Origin of the sequence: Erysipelothrix rhusiopathiae (genome assembly GCF_900637845.1) — a bacterium.
Classification (GTDB): Bacteria; Bacillota_I; Bacilli_A; order Erysipelotrichales; family Erysipelotrichaceae; genus Erysipelothrix; species Erysipelothrix rhusiopathiae.
In genome coordinates, this window is record NZ_LR134439.1 from 1,048,007 (window position 1) to 1,067,867 (window position 19,861).

Annotated in this window: 16 protein-coding genes and 6 tRNA genes; 15 read left to right on the forward strand and 7 right to left on the reverse strand. The window is 37.9% G+C overall.

Features of this window, described 5'->3' with window-relative positions; all coding sequences use genetic code 11:
* Positions 1–68: 68 nt before the first annotated feature.
* The 15 genes from EL194_RS05110 (at position 69) to pepF (ending at position 13,258) form a co-directional block, all read left to right on the forward strand.
* Positions 69–2,216, forward strand: coding sequence for an ATP-dependent helicase (locus EL194_RS05110; RefSeq protein ID WP_003775555.1), 2,148 nt, complete (start codon positions 69–71; stop codon positions 2,214–2,216).
* Positions 2,213–4,192, forward strand: a complete 1,980-nt coding sequence (gene ligA, locus EL194_RS05115; RefSeq protein WP_003775554.1) for an NAD-dependent DNA ligase LigA — start codon at positions 2,213–2,215, stop codon at positions 4,190–4,192. The genes EL194_RS05110 and ligA overlap by 4 nt, the downstream gene beginning before the upstream one ends.
* Entirely contained in the window at positions 4,189–5,295 is a 1,107-nt protein-coding gene (locus tag EL194_RS05120) for a CamS family sex pheromone protein (RefSeq protein WP_003775552.1), read from the forward strand. Before ligA ends, EL194_RS05120 begins: the two co-directional genes overlap by 4 nt.
* Positions 5,296–5,303: 8 nt before the next feature.
* Positions 5,304–5,600, forward strand: coding sequence for an Asp-tRNA(Asn)/Glu-tRNA(Gln) amidotransferase subunit GatC (gatC, locus tag EL194_RS05125; protein WP_003775551.1), 297 nt, complete (start codon positions 5,304–5,306; stop codon positions 5,598–5,600).
* Positions 5,597–6,949 carry an amidase family protein gene (locus tag EL194_RS05130; RefSeq protein WP_003775550.1) on the forward strand — a complete coding sequence of 451 codons (1,353 nt, stop codon included), beginning with the start codon at positions 5,597–5,599 and terminating at the stop codon, positions 6,947–6,949. Before gatC ends, EL194_RS05130 begins: the two co-directional genes overlap by 4 nt.
* Positions 6,949–8,364 carry an Asp-tRNA(Asn)/Glu-tRNA(Gln) amidotransferase subunit GatB gene (gatB, locus tag EL194_RS05135; RefSeq protein WP_003775549.1) on the forward strand — a complete coding sequence of 472 codons (1,416 nt, stop codon included), beginning with the start codon at positions 6,949–6,951 and terminating at the stop codon, positions 8,362–8,364. The genes EL194_RS05130 and gatB overlap by 1 nt, the downstream gene beginning before the upstream one ends.
* Before the next feature lie 38 nt (positions 8,365–8,402).
* The gene (locus EL194_RS05140) at positions 8,403–9,080 is read left to right on the forward strand and encodes a hypothetical protein (RefSeq protein WP_003775548.1); all 678 of its coding nucleotides are present in this window, start codon (positions 8,403–8,405) and stop codon (positions 9,078–9,080) included.
* 89 nt (positions 9,081–9,169) lie between these two features.
* Entirely contained in the window at positions 9,170–10,378 is a 1,209-nt protein-coding gene (locus tag EL194_RS05145; protein ID WP_003775547.1) for an O-antigen ligase family protein, read from the forward strand.
* Between the two features lie 65 nt (positions 10,379–10,443).
* Positions 10,444–10,519, forward strand: a tRNA-Asn gene (locus EL194_RS05150).
* A 7-nt stretch (positions 10,520–10,526) separates the two neighbouring features.
* Positions 10,527–10,602, forward strand: a tRNA-Glu gene (locus tag EL194_RS05155).
* Between the two features lie 228 nt (positions 10,603–10,830).
* A tRNA-Asn gene (locus EL194_RS05160) sits at positions 10,831–10,906 on the forward strand.
* A gap of 7 nt (positions 10,907–10,913) precedes the next feature.
* Positions 10,914–10,989: transfer RNA gene (locus tag EL194_RS05165), tRNA-Glu, on the forward strand.
* A gap of 174 nt (positions 10,990–11,163) precedes the next feature.
* Positions 11,164–11,239: transfer RNA gene (locus tag EL194_RS05170), tRNA-Asn, on the forward strand.
* A 7-nt stretch (positions 11,240–11,246) separates the two neighbouring features.
* Positions 11,247–11,322, forward strand: a tRNA-Glu gene (locus EL194_RS05175).
* Positions 11,323–11,458: 136 nt separating this feature from the next.
* A complete protein-coding gene (gene pepF / locus EL194_RS05180) occupies positions 11,459–13,258 on the forward strand; it encodes an oligoendopeptidase F (protein WP_003775546.1) in 1,800 nt (599 codons plus the stop codon).
* Between the two features lie 57 nt (positions 13,259–13,315).
* Here the strand turns inward: pepF and EL194_RS05185 are convergent, their stop codons facing one another.
* The 7 genes from EL194_RS05185 to EL194_RS05215 all read right to left on the reverse strand — a co-directional run bounded on the left by EL194_RS05185 (position 13,316) and on the right by EL194_RS05215 (position 19,638).
* Positions 13,316–13,708 (reverse strand): CoA-binding protein, encoded by a 393-nt coding sequence (locus EL194_RS05185; RefSeq protein ID WP_003775545.1) that lies wholly within the window; start codon positions 13,706–13,708, stop codon positions 13,316–13,318.
* Complete coding sequence (locus EL194_RS05190) at positions 13,705–14,307, reverse strand: alpha/beta hydrolase (protein WP_003775544.1); 603 nt, start codon at positions 14,305–14,307, stop codon at positions 13,705–13,707. Before EL194_RS05190 ends, EL194_RS05185 begins: the two co-directional genes overlap by 4 nt.
* A 70-nt stretch (positions 14,308–14,377) precedes the next feature.
* Positions 14,378–16,255, reverse strand: coding sequence for a BglG family transcription antiterminator (locus EL194_RS05195; RefSeq protein ID WP_003775541.1), 1,878 nt, complete (start codon positions 16,253–16,255; stop codon positions 14,378–14,380).
* A 63-nt stretch (positions 16,256–16,318) separates the two neighbouring features.
* Entirely contained in the window at positions 16,319–17,137 is an 819-nt protein-coding gene (locus tag EL194_RS05200) for a PTS system mannose/fructose/sorbose family transporter subunit IID (protein ID WP_003775540.1), read from the reverse strand.
* Positions 17,130–17,900: a PTS mannose/fructose/sorbose/N-acetylgalactosamine transporter subunit IIC gene (locus tag EL194_RS05205; RefSeq protein ID WP_003775537.1), complete on the reverse strand. Its 771-nt coding sequence runs from the start codon at positions 17,898–17,900 to the stop codon at positions 17,130–17,132. The genes EL194_RS05200 and EL194_RS05205 overlap by 8 nt, the downstream gene beginning before the upstream one ends.
* Positions 17,901–17,930: 30 nt before the next feature.
* Positions 17,931–18,419, reverse strand: coding sequence for a PTS system mannose/fructose/N-acetylgalactosamine-transporter subunit IIB (locus tag EL194_RS05210; RefSeq protein WP_003775534.1), 489 nt, complete (start codon positions 18,417–18,419; stop codon positions 17,931–17,933).
* Positions 18,420–18,561: 142 nt separating this feature from the next.
* Positions 18,562–19,638, reverse strand: a complete 1,077-nt coding sequence (locus EL194_RS05215) for an SIS domain-containing protein (RefSeq protein ID WP_013852629.1) — start codon at positions 19,636–19,638, stop codon at positions 18,562–18,564.
* Between the last annotated feature and the right edge of the window lie 223 nt (positions 19,639–19,861).

Below are 19,861 nucleotides of genomic sequence, written 5' to 3' on the forward strand. Positions count from 1 at the left end.
CAAACATTTCCTTAGTAAATGTCACTCAGTCAAACGAGTGAATATGCTATAATGTTAGCGGTGATAAAATGGATTATATTCAAGGATTAAATAAAGAACAAAAAGAAGCAGTTTTAACAAAAGCAAAACATGTACGCGTGATTGCGGGAGCTGGGAGTGGAAAGACTCGGGTTCTCACAACACGGATTGTGCATCTCATCGCAGATCTTGGATATTATCCATCTAAAATCTGTGCGATCACGTTTACGAATAAAGCAGCGAATGAAATGAAAGAACGAATGGAAGCGATGTTGCCCGATGCAATACGGGTTCATACTTCAACCATTCACTCTTTATGTGTTCGTATTATTCGTGAGGAGTATGAAGCATTAAATTTAGTTCGTAATTTTACGATTTTGGATACATCGGATCAACAAGCGGTTATGCGTGAAGCGTATAAGCAATTTGACTATGACCGTAAAGACATTTCATTTCGTGAAGCATTGACCTATATTTCAAATAATAAGTTTGCTGGGGTTGATGTTGCGCAAGCAGAACGTATGGCGGGGTCGAATTATCATGAACAGAAAAAAGTAAATTTGTATCGTTTTTATGTGAATCGTTTGCATGAACTTTTCGCTTTGGATTTTGATGATCTACTTTTGGAAGTAAATCGTTTATTTAAAGAAAATCTCGAAGTACGTGATAAATGGCGACGTCGTTTTGATGTGGTTTTGGTTGATGAGTTTCAAGATGTGGATCACGTTCAGTATGGGATTGTGGATGCGCTTGTGGGCGATGAAAATCAACTGTATGTCGTTGGTGATCCTGATCAAACAATTTATACTTGGCGTGGGGCCAATGTTGATTTTATTATTGATTTTGATAAGAAGTATCCAGAATCAGAGACTATTACTCTGAATCAAAACTACCGCTCAACACAACATATACTCGATAGTGCTAATACATTAATTAAAAATAATAAAGATCGTCCGGATAAAGCGTTGTATGCGAATAAGGAAAGTGAATTTCCAGTACAATATGCAACACTTGATGATGGTGATGCAGAGGCGTATTGGGTTGCCAATAGAATGTTAGAGTTGCATGATGAAGGACATTCTTATTTAGATATGGCAGTTCTGTATCGTTCAAATTATTTGTCACGTGCACTTGAGAAAGTCCTGATGGCGCGGCGCATACCTTATGTGATTTATGGCGGTTTACGCTTTTACGATCAAGCTGAAATAAAAGATATGATGAGTTATTTACGGATGATTACACACGGTGATGATCTCGCTTTACGAAGAAGTATTGCGATGCCACGTCGGGGTATTGGTGAAAAAACATTAGATACAATCATGTTGCAAGCCCGTGAACGTGAAATGACGATGTATGAAAGCATGCTTTATGATGTTCATCATCAACAAGCAACACCGAAAATTCGAAATTACGTGATGATGATTGAAGATTTTCGAGAAATGGCGCAAGAAGCCTCGATCGAAACGATTATGCAATATGTTTTAAAACGAAGTGGACTTCGAGAGCATTTCGAAAAAATTCAAGAATTAGAACGCGTTGAAAGTCTTAAAGAATTAATTGGTGACGCCTTAACGTTCCAAGAAAATTACGAAAATCCAAGTTTGGATGAATACATTCAAATGGTGAGTCTGTATGGGGATAAAAGTGAAGTTGTGGAAGGGGAGTATGTTCGTCTCATGACGGTTCATGCTGCGAAAGGGCTGGAGTTTGAAAACGTCTTTATTATGGGGTTAGCAGATAATATCTTCCCAAATAAAAACAGCATTCAAGAAGGTTCTGGAGGAATTCAAGAAGAGCGACGCTTGATGTATGTTGCGATTACCCGTGCGAAAGAACGGCTCTTCTTATCCAATAATATTGGGTATAACTTTGTTGCTGGAGGGTATGCCCGTGCATCGCGTTTTATAAAAGAAATGCATTTAGATGAAAAAACTTCGGAGATGGAAGCAACGCCAACGATAAGTCGTAGTGAAGTTCAAGATGCTATAAGTTCCTTTGAAAAAGCATCCGGTCTTTCAAAGTTAAAGAAAAAAATTAAATTCAAAAGTGGAGACCAGGTTGTTCATGATGACTTTGGTGAAGGGATTGTGATTCGTGTTGATGATGACACCATCAAGATTGCCTTTAATTTCCCACACGGAACAAAGGTGATTTCAAGAAAATATGCAGGCATTCGGTTGAAGGGAGATATGTCATGAGTAAAGAACGAATTTTAGCGTTGCGCAAAAAATTACATCAGTATAATTACGAATACCATGTTATGGATCAACCGACAATTGCGGATGTTGAATACGATCAATTATTACGTGAATTGAATGAGCTTGAAGTAAAACATCCTGAGTTCTTTGACATTAACTCGCCAACACAAAAAGTGGGTGGTGTCGTATCTGAACGATTTTCAAAAGTTACACACCGTTTTCCAATGTTTTCGTTGGGGAATGCATTTTCTCGTTCAGATTTAGAAGTGTTTGATGAGCGTTTACGTGCACAATTCCCAAATGTTTCTTATGTTGTGGAGTTGAAAATTGATGGACTTGCAATGTCGATTGATTATGAAGATGGTTTGTTTATACAAGCTGTAACACGTGGAGATGGTACGGTGGGTGAAGATGTAACGCAAAATATTCGTGTTATTGACTCCATTCCTCTTAAATTAAATATTGATGAAGATGTTACGGTTCGTGGTGAAGTGTTTATGCCGGTTAAATCGTTTACTCGAGTCAATGAATCACGTAAGGAAAATAATGAAGCCTTGTTTGCGAATTGTCGTAATGCGGCAGCGGGAACAATTCGTCAACTTGATTCAAAAGTTGTTGCGACTCGAGGCTTAGATGGTTTTTGGTACACGTTGGTTAACGCTAAAGAATTAGGGATTACAAGTCAATATGATTCCCTTACCTATCTAAAACAAATTGGCTTTAAGGTGAACCCAGAAATAAAGTTATGCAATACAATCGATGCGGTATGGCAACGTATAGAAGAAATCGAGCACATGCGTGCGTCCTTACCTTATGACATCGATGGTGTAGTAATTAAAGTAAACGATTTTGCGATGCAGGAAGAACTCGGATTTACCGTTAAAACCCCGCGTTGGGCCATTGCTTATAAATTTAAAGCAGAAGAAGTGAAAACTCGTGTTGAGGATATCTTTGTGACCGTGGGTCGTACCGGAAAGATAACACCCAATGCGAAACTCACTCCGGTTCAGATTTCAGGTTCACTGGTAAGTTATGCAACCCTTCATAATGAGGATTACATTACTAACAAAGATATTCGAGTTGGTGATGAGGTTGTTGTTCGTAAAGCCGGTGAGATTATTCCGGAGATTGTGTCAGTTGATGTAAGTAATCGAACGGATGTTATTAAGCCATATCACTTTCCTAAAGTATGTCCTGTATGTATGGGGCATCTTGTTCGATTTGAAGGTGAGGCGGATCATTATTGTGTAAATGTTGATTGTTCTGCGAAAATATCGGAGGCCTTGGTTCATTTCGCCTCAAGAGATGCCATGAACATCGATACGTTAGGCGAACGTCGTGTTTATCAATTGCATGATGCGAAATTGCTCAACACAATTACGGATATTTATACATTACAGGAACATAAAGATGCACTTGAAAAACTTGAGAAAATGGGTCCCAAAAGTGCAGAAAAATTACTGGATGCAATTGAAAACAGCAAAAACAATTCGGTAGAGAAGTTGATTTTCGGACTCGGTATCCGACATGTCGGTGCGAAAACATCTAATGTTCTTGCCGCTTACTACAAAACGATTGCTTCACTGATGGACGCTACGTATGATGAACTCATTGAAATCGATGAGATTGGCGGTGTCATCGCTCAATCTGTTGTTTCATTCTTCGAAATTGATCATAATCGCGAATTAATTGAAGATTTACTTGAACGTGGCGTGAATGGGAACTACAATCATGTTGTGACTTCCAGTAAATTTGAAGGGATGAAGTTTGTGCTTACGGGAACATTACAAACAATGGGTCGAACGGATGCAAAGAAAATGATCGAATCGTTTGGCGGCAGTGTATCAGGTAGTGTTAGCAGTAAGACAGATGTTGTTGTGTATGGTGAGAGTGCTGGATCAAAGCTTACAAAAGCTCAATCATTGGGCGTTAAAACATGGACAGAAGAAGAATTCTTGAATGAGGTGAACTCATGAAATTAAAAAAAATGATGATGATTAGTTTGGCGGGACTCTTGTTAGTATCGGGATGTGCGCGTCAAGAAACAAAACCAGAAACAGGTAAAGAGAATGTTTCGGTAATTCAAGGTGGTAAGGGTGAATATTCAATTTTAACACCGTTTAAAACGTCGCCATTGCGACAAAACTATGGAACAAACTTTAGAGAAGTGGACATGATTGAAATTGGACGAAGACTCCAAGATAAATCAAAAGATCACTTTAATCCAGCAAACTTTAATATCTCAGAAGGATCAATCATTAATGATGACCATTATGACCAACTGCTCCGACATGAGTCTAAAAACTATCCCTATGGCTTAAATCCTGTTGATGGGACGGAGTTTGTTGAAAAAGGACGTAAAATTCAGACACCTACATTCGTACGGGATGTGGTAGAGGTGAATTTTCATTCAGGAAATGATATCAATAAAATTGATGGTGTTGGTATTGCACTTGTAATGAAGCGCGTACAAACAGAAGCTGGAACAGGCTTACCCGTTCGTTTGTCAGACGAAACACTATATGAGATTGCACGTACCTCAATTGGAAATCGACTCATCTCTTATTTACGTACAATTGAAGGTATGAGTGATGTACCCATTTATCTTGTGTTATATGCTCAAGAAAGTGATACAGACACATTGCCAGGGAAATATTTACCAGGACGTGTTATTGGTGAAGGATTCTTCGAATCACGTGGTGGACAATTTGAACAAACAAGTGAAAAGTGGACACTTTTAGGTACTCAAGAAGCGTCTGAAGAATATCCAGAAACATCTGCTGATTTCTCTGTGTTTAAACGTGAAGTTGTGGATTTTATGAATGATGAAAGTATTGGTGTTACCGGTAAGATGTTTGTAATCGATAAAAAGGTTCAACAACTTGACATTGATTTAACAACAGGTGCAAAGACCTATCTCGAAATTTATGGGCTTGCGCAATATGTATCTGAACGTATCAATGCATTTTCAGATATACAAGCTCCGATAACGGTAAATATCAAAGTCTATCAAAATTCACGGATGATTGTTCGTAAAGAACCAGGGAATAACAAACCCATTATTATTACAGTAACTTAGGAGGATTTATGAAAAAATTAGATAAAGAGCTTATTGAAAAATTTGCTTCCGATTTAATGTTTCGTCTAACAGACGAAGAACTTGAAATGGTTGAAGCAAATGCTCATGTGTTTGAACGTTATGTTGATAAGATTCAAGCAATTGATACAGAAGGTGTTGAGGTTATGTCATATCCTTTTGAGATGGAAACAACATGGCTTCGTGATGACGAACCCAATCATGTCATTGATCAATCCCTTGCATTTGAAAATGCACCGCGTGTTGATGGTGATTATTTTGAAATTGTAAAGGTGGTTAATAAATGAGTAAATCAATCGATGAAATTATCGGGAATTTAAAAAAAGAAAATGAGCGTCTTAACGCAATTGTAAGCTTTGTAGATCCAAATGAAGTTACTGATGGTTTAATTTCTGGATGGGATATTGCTTTAAAAGATAATATCAATATGAAAGATACTCTAACAACAGCAAGTTGTAAGTTGCTTTCAAACCACAAATCGATTTATAACGCACATGTTGTGGATCGACTTTTAGATGAAGGCGCAGTTATTGTCGCGAAAACATCGATGGATGAGTTGGGTATGGGTGGTACTAATTTATCCGCGATTACTGGCCCAGTTTACAATCCATATGATATAACACGTATTTCAGGTGGCTCTTCAGGCGGTTCTGCAGCGCTTGTGGGTGCGAAAGCGGTTCGGGCAGCTTTAGGTAGTGATACAGGCGACAGCGTTCGTAAACCCGCTGCATATTGTGGTGCTGTCGGTGTTAAGCCAACTTATGGTCGTATTTCACGATACGGTGTAATTCCTTACGCATCATCTCTTGATCATGTCGGTTATTTCACACAAAACGTAGCCGATGCAGCATGTCTTCTTGAAGTGCTAGCTGGACGTGATGATCGCGATATGACAAGTTCTATGGAACCGGTTGTGTCTTATTCGAAACTTCTTGACATGGATCTAGAAGGTAAACGTATTGGAATTTTTAAAACAGTTGAAGATGCTATTGAAAACGAAGCGGTTAAAGCAACATTTGTACAATTTAAAGAAAAACTTGAAGCTCAAGGCGCAATTTTAGTTGAGAAAACGATTGAGAAAACGTTAATGCGTACAATGCTACCAGTATACAGTGTGATTTCAAATTCAGAAGCAGTGGCAAACCATGCAAATCTTGATGGTGTTCGATTTGGTTTATCACAAGAGGGCGATTCGCTTGAAGAAATCATGAAGAATACACGAACAAACGGATTCAGTTCCTTAATTAAACGTCGTTTCATCTTTGGTGCTTTTGCATTAGATGATGCCAATCAAAAAGAAGTATTTGATCAAGCGAAGAAAGTTCGTCGTTTATTAGTAAATGCTTACGCATCATGCTTTGAAGATGTTGATATTATGGTTACCTTAGCATCTGGAACGGTTGCACCGAAAGTTGAAAATCAATTGATGGATGAATTGTCGGATGCATACTTAATTGGCGAAAACCACATGGTCATCAACAACTTTAGTGGTTATCCAAGCATGACATTGCCACTTGATTTAGTAGATGGACTTCCTGTTGGTATCAATATTTCAACACAACCCTTTACTGAAGCTAAAATGTTTGCATATGGACAAGCATTTGAGTCACTAATTAACTGGAAGGGAGCATTTTAATGGGATACGAAGCAGTTATTGGAATTGAAATTCACTGTGAATTAAAAACAAAAACAAAAATGTTTTCAGGAGCACCACTCGGATATGGCCAAAAGCCAAATACCGCAATCAATGAAATTGATTTAAGTTACCCTGGAACATTACCACAATTAAATAAACAAGCAGTCAATTATGGTGTTCGCTTATGTAAAGCTCTAAATTGTGAGATTGATGATTTAATTCGATTTGATCGAAAAAACTATTTTTACTCTGATTTACCAAAGGGATACCAAATCACACAACAATTCTTTCCATTAGGTCAACACGGACATTTTGATGTTCTTGTTGGTGAAACAGTTAAGCATGTGCGTATTAACCGTATCCATATGGAAGAAGATACGGCGAAACAATTTCATGAAGGTGATAAAACATTGATCGATTTTAATCGTGCAGGAACACCTTTACTTGAGATTGTTACTGAAGCAGATTTTAGAACTGGTGAAGAAGCGGCGGCATATGTTGACGCATTGCGTCTGTTAGTGGTCTATTTAGGCATCTCTGATGGTCGTATGGATGAAGGGTCTCTCCGTTGTGATGTAAATATTTCGCTAAGACCTGAAGGTCAAGAAGCCTTTGGAACAAAAGTTGAAATCAAAAACTTAAACTCGACAAATAATGTTCAAAAATCAATTGAATTCGAAAGTGTTCGTCAAGCAGAAATCTTAAATTCAGGACAAAAAGTTGTGACTGAAACACGTCGTTTTGATGAAAAAACTCAAGAAACTGTTGCGATGCGTACAAAAGAAACAGCAGTAGATTATCGTTATTTTGTAGAACCTAATATTGTACCAGTACGTATTGGTCAAGATATTTTGGATCAAACATTAGTTGAATTACCAATGGCACGTATTCAACGATACCAAGATCAAATGGGCCTTAGCCTATATGATGCAAATGTTTTGGTTAAAAACCCTGACTTGGCGGCTTATTTTGATGTATTAGCTCAAAAAACGGATGCTTATAAGCTTTTGGTGAATTGGTTGACACAAGATGTGTTGGCGGTACTTGATCAAAAAGGTGAACGCAGTTTTGAAGCATGGCTTAATGTTGACCATTTTGTTGATTTCATTGAAGCGATTCAAACAGGATCTATCAACTCAAAACAAGCAAAACAAGTATTTGCGAAGTTTGTTGAAGGGGAATCTCCTAAAGATGTAATTAAGAAGTCTGGAATGGTTCAAATCAGTGATGAAGCAACCATTACAGCGTGGATTGAAGACGTATTAACACAAAGTCCGCAAGTTATTGAGGATTATAAAAACGGTCTTGATAAGTCCATTAAATTTGTTGTAGGACAAGTTATGAAAGTATCAAAAGGACAAGCAAATCCACGAGTAACCAATGAACTGGTTGTGCGTGTGCTTGATAATAAATAGAAAATAATATAATATTTAAATGCATAAGGAGGATCGCAATGACAAAAAAAATGGATCCAAAGCAAAATAAAGAAGTTCAAGTTAAAAAGCAAAAACAAACTAAAAAACATGACTGGTCTTATTATGCAATCATTATCTGTCTTGTTTTAATCCTAATTCCATCCCTTTGGTTGGGCTTTACAATCGTTAAGGCATCGATTGAATCGGGAAAACCATTAACAGGACAACGATTCGCAAACGATCATGATCCTGAAATTACTTCAGATCTACAAAAAAAAGTTGAAGAATCTCTCAAGGAAAGTTCCGAATTTGAGTCTGTGAGTGTATCGCTCAAAACTGCGACGCTCCGTATTCAGCTTAAAATGAAGCCGGATACGTCAAAAGAAGATGCTTCTGCTTTGATTGAATCAGCATACGATCGCGTTGTTGAAGTTTTACCTGTAGCAGAGTACTTCAAGACAGAAGGCTCTAAAAAACAATACGATTTAGAAATTAATCTTTTCAACTTTACCGATGTTACTAAAGATAATCGTGGTGACTTTATTTACTACCAATTAGTTAAGAACGGAAATATGGAAGATAAGCATATTCAGCTTATTTCTGAATCGAAAGATGCAGAGCTTGTTGAACGTTTAAAAACAGAACAAGCTGAAGCAAAAGAAAAAAAAGCAAATGAAAACGGAGAACCGTCGAAAGAAGAGAAAAAAGAAGAGTAAATTATAGTGATTTCGCTTTATTGGATGGCTTCTTAGATTAAAGTGACACTATTGTAATAGTCGTCACTTTTTAATGTGGTAAAATATATATGATGAAAATAATTAAAGACTTCAGTACAAAAGTAAGAACGCTGTTATCTGAAAATGTAATTTTTTTGATGATTATGGTGCTATTCTTACCAGATTATTTGTTATATCCAGCGGTTATTGTGGCGGGAATTTTTGTATTGTACGAATGGATTCGATATAAAGGCTATAAATGGAGTCTGTTCTGGATTTTATGGGCGTATCTCCTCATTGTAGCGGTCTTAAACAAGAATATGCAGGGGATCATGGGGACTATGTACCTAATTATCTTAGTAGCCTATGCATTTGTTTTAAATCGAAGAATGAGTCCTAAGGAATACATGAAGATGCAATATTATATTGTTTGGTGTTCCTTATTTAACTTTTTCTTTAATTTTATTCGCTGGCGACCATTTTGGTATAAATCATTTATGAGTTTATTTGATGGTGTAATTCAAATGGGTCATCTACCATTTTATGGTGATGGATATTTTAGAGCATATTCAACGTTTGATAATCCCAACCTTTATGCTTTTGTTCTTCTGATTGTTCTGTTGGTTTGTTTTAATCAACTTCAATTTCAAATTACATTTAAAAACTATCGATTGGGTGCATTCTATGCAGGGGCCTTTATCATTAACCTCTATGCAATGTTTCTAACAGGTACTCGATCTATTATCGTAGCCTTGATGTTTGGTCTTCTAACGGTAATACTGGTTCAAAGGAAGTGGACGCAATTTAAAGTGATGATCCTTCTTGGAGCACTTTTAACCTTGTTTATTCTTTCAAGACCGGATCTATTTCCACGATTTATGCAAATTGCGGAACATAGTGGAATTCGACTCGAAATTTGGGACAAAGCAATTCATCAAATATTAAAAGAACCTTGGTTTGGTAAAGGGATGTTTACCTATGCACTGCTTTTCGATAATATTGATGCGCACAATATTTTTATCGAGAGTTTCTTAAGTTTTGGTATTTGTGGAACTATTATTCTTGTATCGTTTTTAATTGGTAAGTTACGTGATGTGTACTTAAATGCATATTATCTTGATTATCCGTTAGCGTTGGGCGTTTTAGTAGCGACCATTATGTACGGAATATTTGATATTCCATTATTTGCAGTACAAACAAGCCTCTTATTTGTAGCGGTTTTCTGTCTTCCAAGGCGACAACCGTCTCAAATCTTGGTCCCAAAACCAACACATATCGAAATAATTGAAAAAACTTAAACTATTTTTAAAATATGCTTGTCAAGGCAATATTAGTATGGTATATTTTATAAGCACTTGGCGATGCTTGTTTAGCTCAGTCGGTAGAGCAACTGGCTGTTAACCAGTGGGTCGCAGGTTCGAGTCCTGCAACAAGCGCCATTTATATGGCCCGTTGGAGAAACGGTTAACTCACATGCCTTTCACGCATGCATTCACGGGTTCGAATCCCGTACGGGTCACCATAGTGTAAATAACAAACCTCATCATCACGATGAGGTTTTTCTTTGCGTACGCATCCAAGGTTATAATAAATCATAATCAATCTTTCGATTGAAATTGAAGCGTAAATCAGCCGATTTTGACGACCTTAAATCACACCTTTAAAAAAAGGTAAAATAATCGATTATTTTTACTGAAAAAGGTTGCTAAGTAGGAATGGGTATGGTATATTTTATGAGCACTTAAGCGATGCTTGTTTAGCTCAGTCGGTAGAGCAACTGGCTGTTAACCAGTGGGTCGCAGGTTCGAGTCCTGCAACAAGCGCCATTTATATGGCCCGTTGGAGAAACGGTTAACTCACATGCCTTTCACGCATGCATTCACGGGTTCGAATCCCGTACGGGTCACCATAGTGTAAATAACAAGTTACATCATTACGATGTAACTTTTTTTATGTATGTGATCTTAGGAATTGTGACTGAAATTCACAGAATTTAAAGTTTCTATAAAAGTATGATTTATTTGTGAAATAAGGCTTGCCAAGTGGTTTCTGGTATGGTATATTTTATGAGCACTTAAGTGATGCTTGTTTAGCTCAGTCGGTAGAGCAACTGGCTGTTAACCAGTGGGTCGCAGGTTCGAGTCCTGCAACAAGCGCCATTTATATGGCCCGTTGGAGAAACGGTTAACTCACATGCCTTTCACGCATGCATTCACGGGTTCGAATCCCGTACGGGTCACCATAGTGTCAATAACCTCGCTTCTTAGGAAGTGAGTTTTTTTTGTATACTCGAGTTTTGTGTGTTTTTTCGCACAGATAATCGTCTTGTGGTAAAATAGATGTAACGGGTAAAACCGCTATAGATAAGAGGTGTATTTATGTCGGATAAATATGAATTACCACTTCGTAGTGAAGTGGATATAAAAGATACATGGGATTTAACACCGATGTTTAAAGATGATGACGCATGGAATACAGAATTTGATGCGATTCAAAATGACTTAAGTGAAGTGGCTGCATACCGTGGTACTTTAACGAAAAGCGCTGAAAGTTTGTTAGCGGGTCTTAAGTTTCGTGATGAATTAAGTTATCGTATTGAGTTTTTATATGTTTATGCACATTTAAGTTTTGATGTCGATACCACAAACCCTAAGTATCAAGCAATGAATGCGCGCGTGCAATCGCTTCTTGCGCAATTTGGATCAAGTTTTTCGTTCTATGAAGCAGAGATTTTATCTGCCGATGAAGCTGTAATTCGAGAATATCTTGAATCGAATGAAGCACTCAGTTTATATAATCATGAATTTGATCGTCTTTTCAAATCAAGACCACATATTCTTAGTGAAAAAGAAGAACGCATTCTTGCCTCATTAGGAGAAATCTTTGGTGTTTCTTCGCAGACATTTGGCATGTTGAATAATGCAGATATTCAATTCCCTACAATTAAAGATGAATCGGGAAATGATGTTCAATTATCACACGGTCGTTATTCACTGTTAATGGAAAGTGCAGATCGACGTGTTCGTGAAGATGCTTTCAAAGCGATGCAAACAACTTATGGTAATTTAAAGAATACTCTTGCAAGTACGCTGTCGGGAAATGTTAAGGTTCATAATTTCAATGCAACAATCCGTAATTATGCGTCGGCTCGTCAAGCTGCTCTTGCCGCAAATAATATTGACGAAGAAGTTTATGATTCCCTTTTAGAAGGAATTCATAATAATATTAACTTACTGCATGATTATGTAGCCCTTCGTGAAGAGGCATTGGGTATTGATGATATTCAAATGTATGATATTTATGTCCCAATGGTTGATGAAGTGGATTTGAAGTTTACGTATGAAGAAGCACAAGAAGTGATTTTGGACGCATTGAGTGTTCTTGGAGAAGAATATTGTGCTGTGTTGAAACGTGCCTTTGATGAACGCTGGATTGATGTTGTTGAGAATAAAGGAAAACGATCGGGAGCCTATTCTTCAGGTACTTATGGAAGTGCACCGTATATTCTTTTAAACTGGCAAGAAAATATAGATAATGTGTTTACTCTTGCTCATGAGCTTGGACACAGTGTTCACTCGTACTTTACGCGTAAGTATCAACCTTATATTTACGGAGATTATTCTATTTTTGTTGCTGAAGTTGCTTCCACAACGAATGAGAATTTGCTGTTGAATTATTTGTTGGATCAATATGAGGATCCAAAGGTTCGTGCTTACTTGTTGAATCACTATTTAGACACGGTTAAAGGCACGGTGTTCCGTCAAACGCAGTTTGCTGAGTTTGAACACCTTATTCATAAATCAGACCAAGAGGGCGTTGCTTTAACGGCTGATTATCTGATTGAGTCTTACTATAAACTCAATCAATTCTATTATGGTGAATCAATCAGCACTGAAGAAATTGGTTATGAGTGGGCACGCATCCCTCATTTCTACTACAATTACTATGTTTACCAATATGCTACAGGATTTAGTGCAGCAACTTTATTCAGTGAAACAATATATAATGGTGGTGATGCGACACCTTATCTTGATTTCTTGAAGTCAGGAAGTTCGGATTATCCTATTAATGTCCTTCGTAAGGCGGGCGTGGATATGACTGAATCGACTGCTGTTGATACTACGCTTGAGAAATTTGGCGAACGTATGGCTGAATTACGAACATTACTTGTAAAATAGATAATAAAAAAAACGGAACATCATCCTATATTGGGTGATGTTCCGTTTTTAACGTGTTTATTTTTCGTTTTGAGCGTATTCCGCAAGCACACAGGCTTCAATTACATTAAGTTCGAGTTCTTGTGCTTTGGTACGTAAAGCATCGTTAACGGTGCCGGGTTGAAGCCACAGAACGTTGATGCCTTTTTCTTTAATAGATTCCAGCATATTCAGTCCAATCTTAGGATTTACAACCATCACAGCAACGTCGACGGCATCGGTGATTTCTAAAAATGAAGGATAAATGGTCTTACCGTCAATTTCAGTATAGTTTGGATTGACACCGATAACTGTTTTGTTTTTTCGTTCTAATAACTTATAGATACGATTTGCGTAGGTTTCGGGTTTGTTGTTGATTCCTACAACCACAAAGTTTTGTGATGCATTGAGGATTTCATAAGGGTTATTCATATTGTCAGCTCCATATCAAACCATTGTTTGATTTCTTCTATTTCGTAAGCGCGCATACGGTGATCAAGCTCATAAATGCGGTGTGTAACACGAGCATTGTTATTGATGAGGCGTTTTTCTAAAGCTACGGCACTTTCATATGGAATTATATCATCAAATCGACCACTATGAATTAAAATATCCATGTCTTTTAAATCAAGTTCGTGTGTATCGCTTGTAAAGTTCATGGGTCTTAACAACACACACTTTTTAAAAGGGGTAACTTGTTCAAGGATTAAGGCGGCTATGGTATTGGCTCCATTGGAAAATCCTAATGCCCAAAGTTCACCCAGATCGTATGTTTCTTTTAATGTCTGCACTGTTTCGAGAATGGTATCAACACGACCCAGCAAATCTTCTTCATCTAGAATTTGTGTTTCACTTTGTACGGCGGAGAAACGACGTTTTCCAAAGGTAACAACATCACCGCGAATGGAAAGGTGATTCATCGTTGGCGCTACCATTTTCGCTACAGGCAGCAATACGGTTTCATCACCACCGGTTCCATGAAATAAAACAAGTGTTTTATCACTTCCGTTATCAATAAATCTATGTATCATTTTGAGTACTCCTTACGTCTTAAATATGAAAACATCATACATGATGTGAGGTTTGGGGACAAGTCATGCGCTAACTGGATAGAAGGGCTTGTTTGAAATCATCAAAGGACTGACCTTCGATAAGTTGTTGGACTTTAAAGCGATCCATGGACCATTTTGAAAAGCGATCGCAAAGGTAGAAGAGGTCATGATCTCCATCTCGTTTTGTTTTAATAAGGAAAAGAACGTGAACTTCACTTTTGTCCCAAATAATTGGTTTTTCTAACACAGCCACAAAACACAACGCGCGATCGACATGTTTTTTTAGATCTTGAAGGTGGACAAGGTTGTGTCCGATTTCGTGGGTAGCGAAGGGGTTTGAATCATAGTGAGGTTTGAGTAAGTTCATGGTATTCATCGTATCTGTTAGGTTGTGGAGTACTTGTTCTTTGTTGTTGCCAGGGAGGTTGTAAATGACATACTGTGGTTTGAGGTAATGGTCTAAATCTGCTTCGGCTAGGTCAAATTGTTTAATTTTTTGTTCGATATGGGTGAGGTAGTTGCCATCTTCGATTGCGACAACTTCTCGGGCTTGTGGAATGCTCATTTTGGCCATTGAGACTCCAATGTCGAGATCTTGGGTAATTTCTTGGAGTGAGCCGTATACACTGACTGTAATGTGGTCATTTTTAAAGTATTCGCGCAAGGTTTGCCCGTATACAATGGTTTCAGATCGACCATTTCCACCGATAAAACCTATATTAAGAGTTTGTTGGTGGCGTCGAGTCATCAGTGCTCCTTGGAAATAGAGTAGTAAGTAACCAAACTCATCAAGATTGATGGAGATATCTGGATAATTTGCTTCGATAACCGATACCGCGGATATAGTTACTTTTGCGGCAAAGAGAAATTCTCGTAAATTTCGATGGATTAAGGGATTTCTTATGGTAAGACCGTTTTGGATGCGCTTAATCATTTGAGGTATGTGTAATAAAAGATAGCGAAAGAGTTCATGGTTGTCCAAAAAGTTGATAGCGAAGTTATTATCAATCTCTGTAAAGATATCGTAGATAAGCGCTTCATCTTGAGCATCTGTTTTACCTGAGTGAGCAATGATTTGTTTGCTGTCAAGGTGAATGGCAAGATAAAGTAATTCTGGTTTTTCAAGGACAACTTCGTTTAGAAGGGTACTTACCGCATTCGCTATGGTTCGAGCAAGTGGAAGGAGCAGTGAATCGGTGGTTTTGTGGATATCAATGCGATGGCCTTCACGACGTCGCTTAAAGAGAATGAGTATATGGACCGCAATGTTTTGGAGGGAGAAGTCGGAAAGAAGAATGTTTACCTTGAAACATGATTCCTTAACAATTTCTTCGGTTTTAAAGAGAGTGTCTTTGTTTAAGATAAAGGGTTCCTTTTCTTTAGACTCGACAAGACTTAAGGTGTTATGGAAAAAGTATTCCGCAAAGGCAAGGCGAAGGTTGAACTCAGAACCCGTTAATTTAAGTCCGTATGCAGGACGTGATTTGAGTTCGAGTTGAAACCGGCGCAGTTGTAGTCGAACATCCTTAAGGTCATTGTGGATGGTTGTACGACTTACAAACATACGTTCAGCGAGGTCCTCAATTTTAAGATAGTCAGAAGCTTCTAAGAGTGTTCGAATAAGATATGAAACACGCTCTGAATTATTTCGAGAAAAGCTATTCATGCGTCGAATAAGACTGATCGAACCAATATTTTCAAATATTTTTTCTTCCTGATCTTCATCTAATGGATTGAGGCGGTATCCGTGTCCTGGAATCGAACTGACTTCAATTTGATATGACTTTAAGATCTCGCGAAGGATTTGGATTTCCTTCTTGATCGTTCGTATGGATACATTACTTGAAAGCGCAAGTTCTTGGGCTGTAACAGTGTTGCCTTGGGCAAGATGGTGCATGATGATCAGTTGACGATTTGTGAATTCCATAAGTCCTCCTTAAAAAAAGATGTTGCGTATCTTTACGATAACGCAACATCTTAACTTGTGCAATTAGAGTAATCCAATATATGACCCAATGATACCAAATGCAATGGTGACAAGGAGTAAGAACATGGAACTCTTTTTCTTGTTCTTTAATAAGTGGAACATGAGTAATGTATAAAGTAGTGGTAGAAGTAACGGGAATATTTGGTCAATGTATTGTTGGAGGAGAAACTCGGTATCGTTGAATGAGAAGGCTACGATGGTTTTAAGTTTAACCATTTGAGCACTCATACCCCCAATAACCATTAATCCAACAATCGTTGCGGCTTTTGTTATTTTAGCGAAAATCCCGGATTCTGAAGCACTATCCATAAGGTTTGTACCGAATTTATATCCAAAGACACCACCAAGGTATCGAACGATTAAGTGAGGTACATTAAATGCGATTAAGAATAGAATTGGACCAAGGATATTTCCTTGTTGGGATAAAGGTAATGCAATTGCGGTAGCGATAATACGAATGGTACCCCAGAAGAAGGAATCACCAATACCGGCAAAAGGACCCATTAATGAAATCTTAATGCTGTTGATGGTATTCTTATCAAAATCAGGGTTTTGACTTGCTTCTTTTTCAAGTGCAGTCGCAACACCGGTAATTGCGGATACGACATGTGGTGTCGTATTAAAGATTTGCATATGACGGACAAGGGCATCGGCACGATCTTCTTTTGTGTGATAGAAGCGTTTAATTGCAGGCCACATACCAACGGCAAATCCAAGACCTTGTTGGCGTTCATAGTTATATGAATTTTCAAGTAAGAATGAATACCAAAATATTTCTCTAAATAATTTCTTGTCTTCTTTTGTTGTTTCAATTTTATTCATCGAATAAGTCCTCCAATTCATCATGCTGTATGGCTGTAGGTGTCTGTCCGACTTCAAATACAATAATGAATGCAAGGATAACACCAAATAAGGTTACGGCTAAGATTGGTAACTCAAGATAAGCGATTAGAATAAATCCAAGAATAAAGTAAAGGATGTTCTTTCCATTCATCATTGGTTGTAGTAATAATGCGAATCCTACTGCAGGAAGTAATTTTCCAGCAACTTCAAGACCGTTCATAAGATTAGTAGGAATTGCTTGAACAAAACCCTCAACTGCACTTGCACCAAAGAGTACAGCGATAAATGCTACGGTGAAGTACATAAGACAATGTAGTAAAAGTCCACCAATATTAAGTGCAAACATGCCTTTAATATTCGCATTTTCCGCAAGCTTCATGGCAAAGTCCATAAACCATGATCGAACGATAAAGATAATAACTTTTAAAGATTGAGCGAGAATTGCAATCGGTAATGCGAGTGCGAGCGCAATTTCAGATCCTTGACCGGATAAGATTGCGAAAGCTGTACCAAGTGCAGAACCAATGAGCACATCGGGTGGTACCGCCGCACCAACTTGGATAGCTCCCATAAAGACGAGTTCAAGACTTGCACCAATAATAATTCCTGATTGTAGATCACCTAAAACGAGACCAACAAGGGGTGAGATAATAAGTGGTCTATTGGCCATTGGGGTTCCGAGCATCTTTTCGACAAACCATACCAAGGCAACGACGAGACCAACAAGTAACGCTTCTTGCATAGATATTTCCTCCTTATATTTTTTGTTTAATTACTGTGTTAAATATTTTTGACGTAAATCAGAGAAGTCTTTGCCTTTATCATCAGGAACTTGTTTCACTTCAACAGAGATTCCTAATGTAATGAGGTTGTCCATTGCACCAAGTTCTTCGGGTGTGAAGTATACTGCAGGTGCAAAGGCTTTACGACCATCTTTCATTTGAACACCACCCAACGTACAGACAGGTGTTTCATCAATACCTTGGTAGAGCTTGAGTGCATCGTGTGGGGATGCAGTAACGACAAATACCTTGAGACCTTTAAGTTTTTCGTTGTTTAAAAGTGCAATGGCTTCATCAATAGAGCGGATTGCAAGTTTCACGCCGTCAGGTTTCGCAAGCTTTAGTGCTTGTTTACGAATGGGATCGGATGCTGCATCATCACTTGCGATGACAATCGCTTCATAATTTAAAGCAGACTTCCAACTGTAAGCAACTTGACCGTGTAACAAGCGGTCATCAATTCTAATTTTTTGTATCATAATAAACTCCTTCTTTATATAATATCGGCTAATGCTTTGAGATTGTTCGTGTCGTCATCAGTTATAGCGTTTACGATTTAAACAAACGTGTGTTATGAGAACCGATACTTTGTACGATTTAAAGTGTAGCGCGGTGTCTTATTTAGGGAGCCTTTGTTTCAAGTGTCTTGTTGATGTATTTCGTAAGTTGTGGATACATCGTTTTTGTTAAGTCACGACCACGTTGCGTAGCGATGTGATATGCGAGCACTTGGAAGAAAGTCATGTAAGCAAGAGGGTAAAAATACGTGGAATTCGTGTTGATGTTGAAATCGTCTTCGTTTGTATTTGAGACAATTATACAGCGTGCATGAACTTCCTGTGTTATAAATTTTTGAATCTTCCTGCTTTTTTGTAAATCTTTTTCATGATGAGCAAGTAAGAAGAACCCTTGGTCGCTTGTAAACATATTTTGTGGACCATGAATTAATTCTTCAAGCTCGAAACTATTGGTAAGACTGGGTAGCATTTCCATAAACTTAATATCAGCTTCTTGAGCGATGGGCCATAGGGCGCCCGGTCCAGAAAAGATATAGGCATCAGTCTTTGAGAAATAAGACTTGTTGGCATGATAATAAATATCTGATGATTCGCGAATGTGGGGGAGTTCTTGAATCATCACGTCTAAGTCTTTGAGAATCGCTTCAGATTGTGTGGGATCAATCTGTTTGTTTAAAACACCAAGTGACAAGTAAATCAGATAAAGAACGGTACATGTGGTTGAGAAACCAAGGGTTCTAAACATAAATTGTTCTTTTCCGCTGCCCATTTCAAGTGCCGTTTGAGCCGCTTTTGCAATCGGTGTATCAAGCGACTCAGTAATTGAAACAGTTTTGAGTTCTAATTGATTTGCGCGTTGTATGGCTTCATACACAAGTTTTGTTTGGCCTCCTTGTGAGATGAAGATATAGAGCGCGTTTTGATCACATAACTCTAAGTTGTAGTGTTCAACGAAAATACTGGGGTACATTAATTCAACTTCAATTTGACATGTCGATTCCGCAAATGATTTTGTGGTGAATGCCGTATTGTATGATGAACCAGATCCTATAACCACAACTTTGCGTACAGTATCTCCATTTGTAGCATGGTTGATTGCGGTTGTAATGACGTTTTGTTGATCACGTAATTGCTCTAGTTTTTCTGGGATTTCAATAATACAATCCATTAATGTATTCATTGAGTCACCTCTCTTTCCTTTGCTCGCCTTTATCATACATACCTGTGCTTTTCAGTTCCATAGGGACTTTTGCACGAACGGTCGTGCAACAAATTTAAGCGGTTTCAAAACCGCGATTTAAAGACTGTTTTTGGTGTCAACGGGTAAAACATAAAAACTTTAAAAAAACCATGAGAAATGAAAAACAAAGTTACTAACAACGTTAATCGTTAATTAATTAATC

What these genes read in the sequence shown, in the direction of transcription:
- EL194_RS05110 (WP_003775555.1), top strand. Translation starts at nt 69, where the DNA reads ATGGATTATATTCAAGGATTAAATAAAGAACAAAAAGAAGCAGTTTTA.
- ligA (WP_003775554.1), top strand. Translation starts at nt 2,213, where the DNA reads ATGAGTAAAGAACGAATTTTAGCGTTGCGCAAAAAATTACATCAGTAT.
- EL194_RS05120 (WP_003775552.1), top strand. Translation starts at nt 4,189, where the DNA reads ATGAAATTAAAAAAAATGATGATGATTAGTTTGGCGGGACTCTTGTTA.
- gatC (WP_003775551.1), top strand. Translation starts at nt 5,304, where the DNA reads ATGAAAAAATTAGATAAAGAGCTTATTGAAAAATTTGCTTCCGATTTA.
- EL194_RS05130 (WP_003775550.1), top strand. Translation starts at nt 5,597, where the DNA reads ATGAGTAAATCAATCGATGAAATTATCGGGAATTTAAAAAAAGAAAAT.
- gatB (WP_003775549.1), top strand. Translation starts at nt 6,949, where the DNA reads ATGGGATACGAAGCAGTTATTGGAATTGAAATTCACTGTGAATTAAAA.
- EL194_RS05140 (WP_003775548.1), top strand. Translation starts at nt 8,403, where the DNA reads ATGACAAAAAAAATGGATCCAAAGCAAAATAAAGAAGTTCAAGTTAAA.
- EL194_RS05145 (WP_003775547.1), top strand. Translation starts at nt 9,170, where the DNA reads ATGATGAAAATAATTAAAGACTTCAGTACAAAAGTAAGAACGCTGTTA.
- pepF (WP_003775546.1), top strand. Translation starts at nt 11,459, where the DNA reads ATGTCGGATAAATATGAATTACCACTTCGTAGTGAAGTGGATATAAAA.
- EL194_RS05185 (WP_003775545.1), bottom strand. Translation starts at nt 13,708, where the DNA reads ATGAATAACCCTTATGAAATCCTCAATGCATCACAAAACTTTGTGGTT.
- EL194_RS05190 (WP_003775544.1), bottom strand. Translation starts at nt 14,307, where the DNA reads ATGATACATAGATTTATTGATAACGGAAGTGATAAAACACTTGTTTTA.
- EL194_RS05195 (WP_003775541.1), bottom strand. Translation starts at nt 16,255, where the DNA reads ATGGAATTCACAAATCGTCAACTGATCATCATGCACCATCTTGCCCAA.
- EL194_RS05200 (WP_003775540.1), bottom strand. Translation starts at nt 17,137, where the DNA reads ATGAATAAAATTGAAACAACAAAAGAAGACAAGAAATTATTTAGAGAA.
- EL194_RS05205 (WP_003775537.1), bottom strand. Translation starts at nt 17,900, where the DNA reads ATGCAAGAAGCGTTACTTGTTGGTCTCGTCGTTGCCTTGGTATGGTTT.
- EL194_RS05210 (WP_003775534.1), bottom strand. Translation starts at nt 18,419, where the DNA reads ATGATACAAAAAATTAGAATTGATGACCGCTTGTTACACGGTCAAGTT.
- EL194_RS05215 (WP_013852629.1), bottom strand. Translation starts at nt 19,638, where the DNA reads ATGAATACATTAATGGATTGTATTATTGAAATCCCAGAAAAACTAGAG.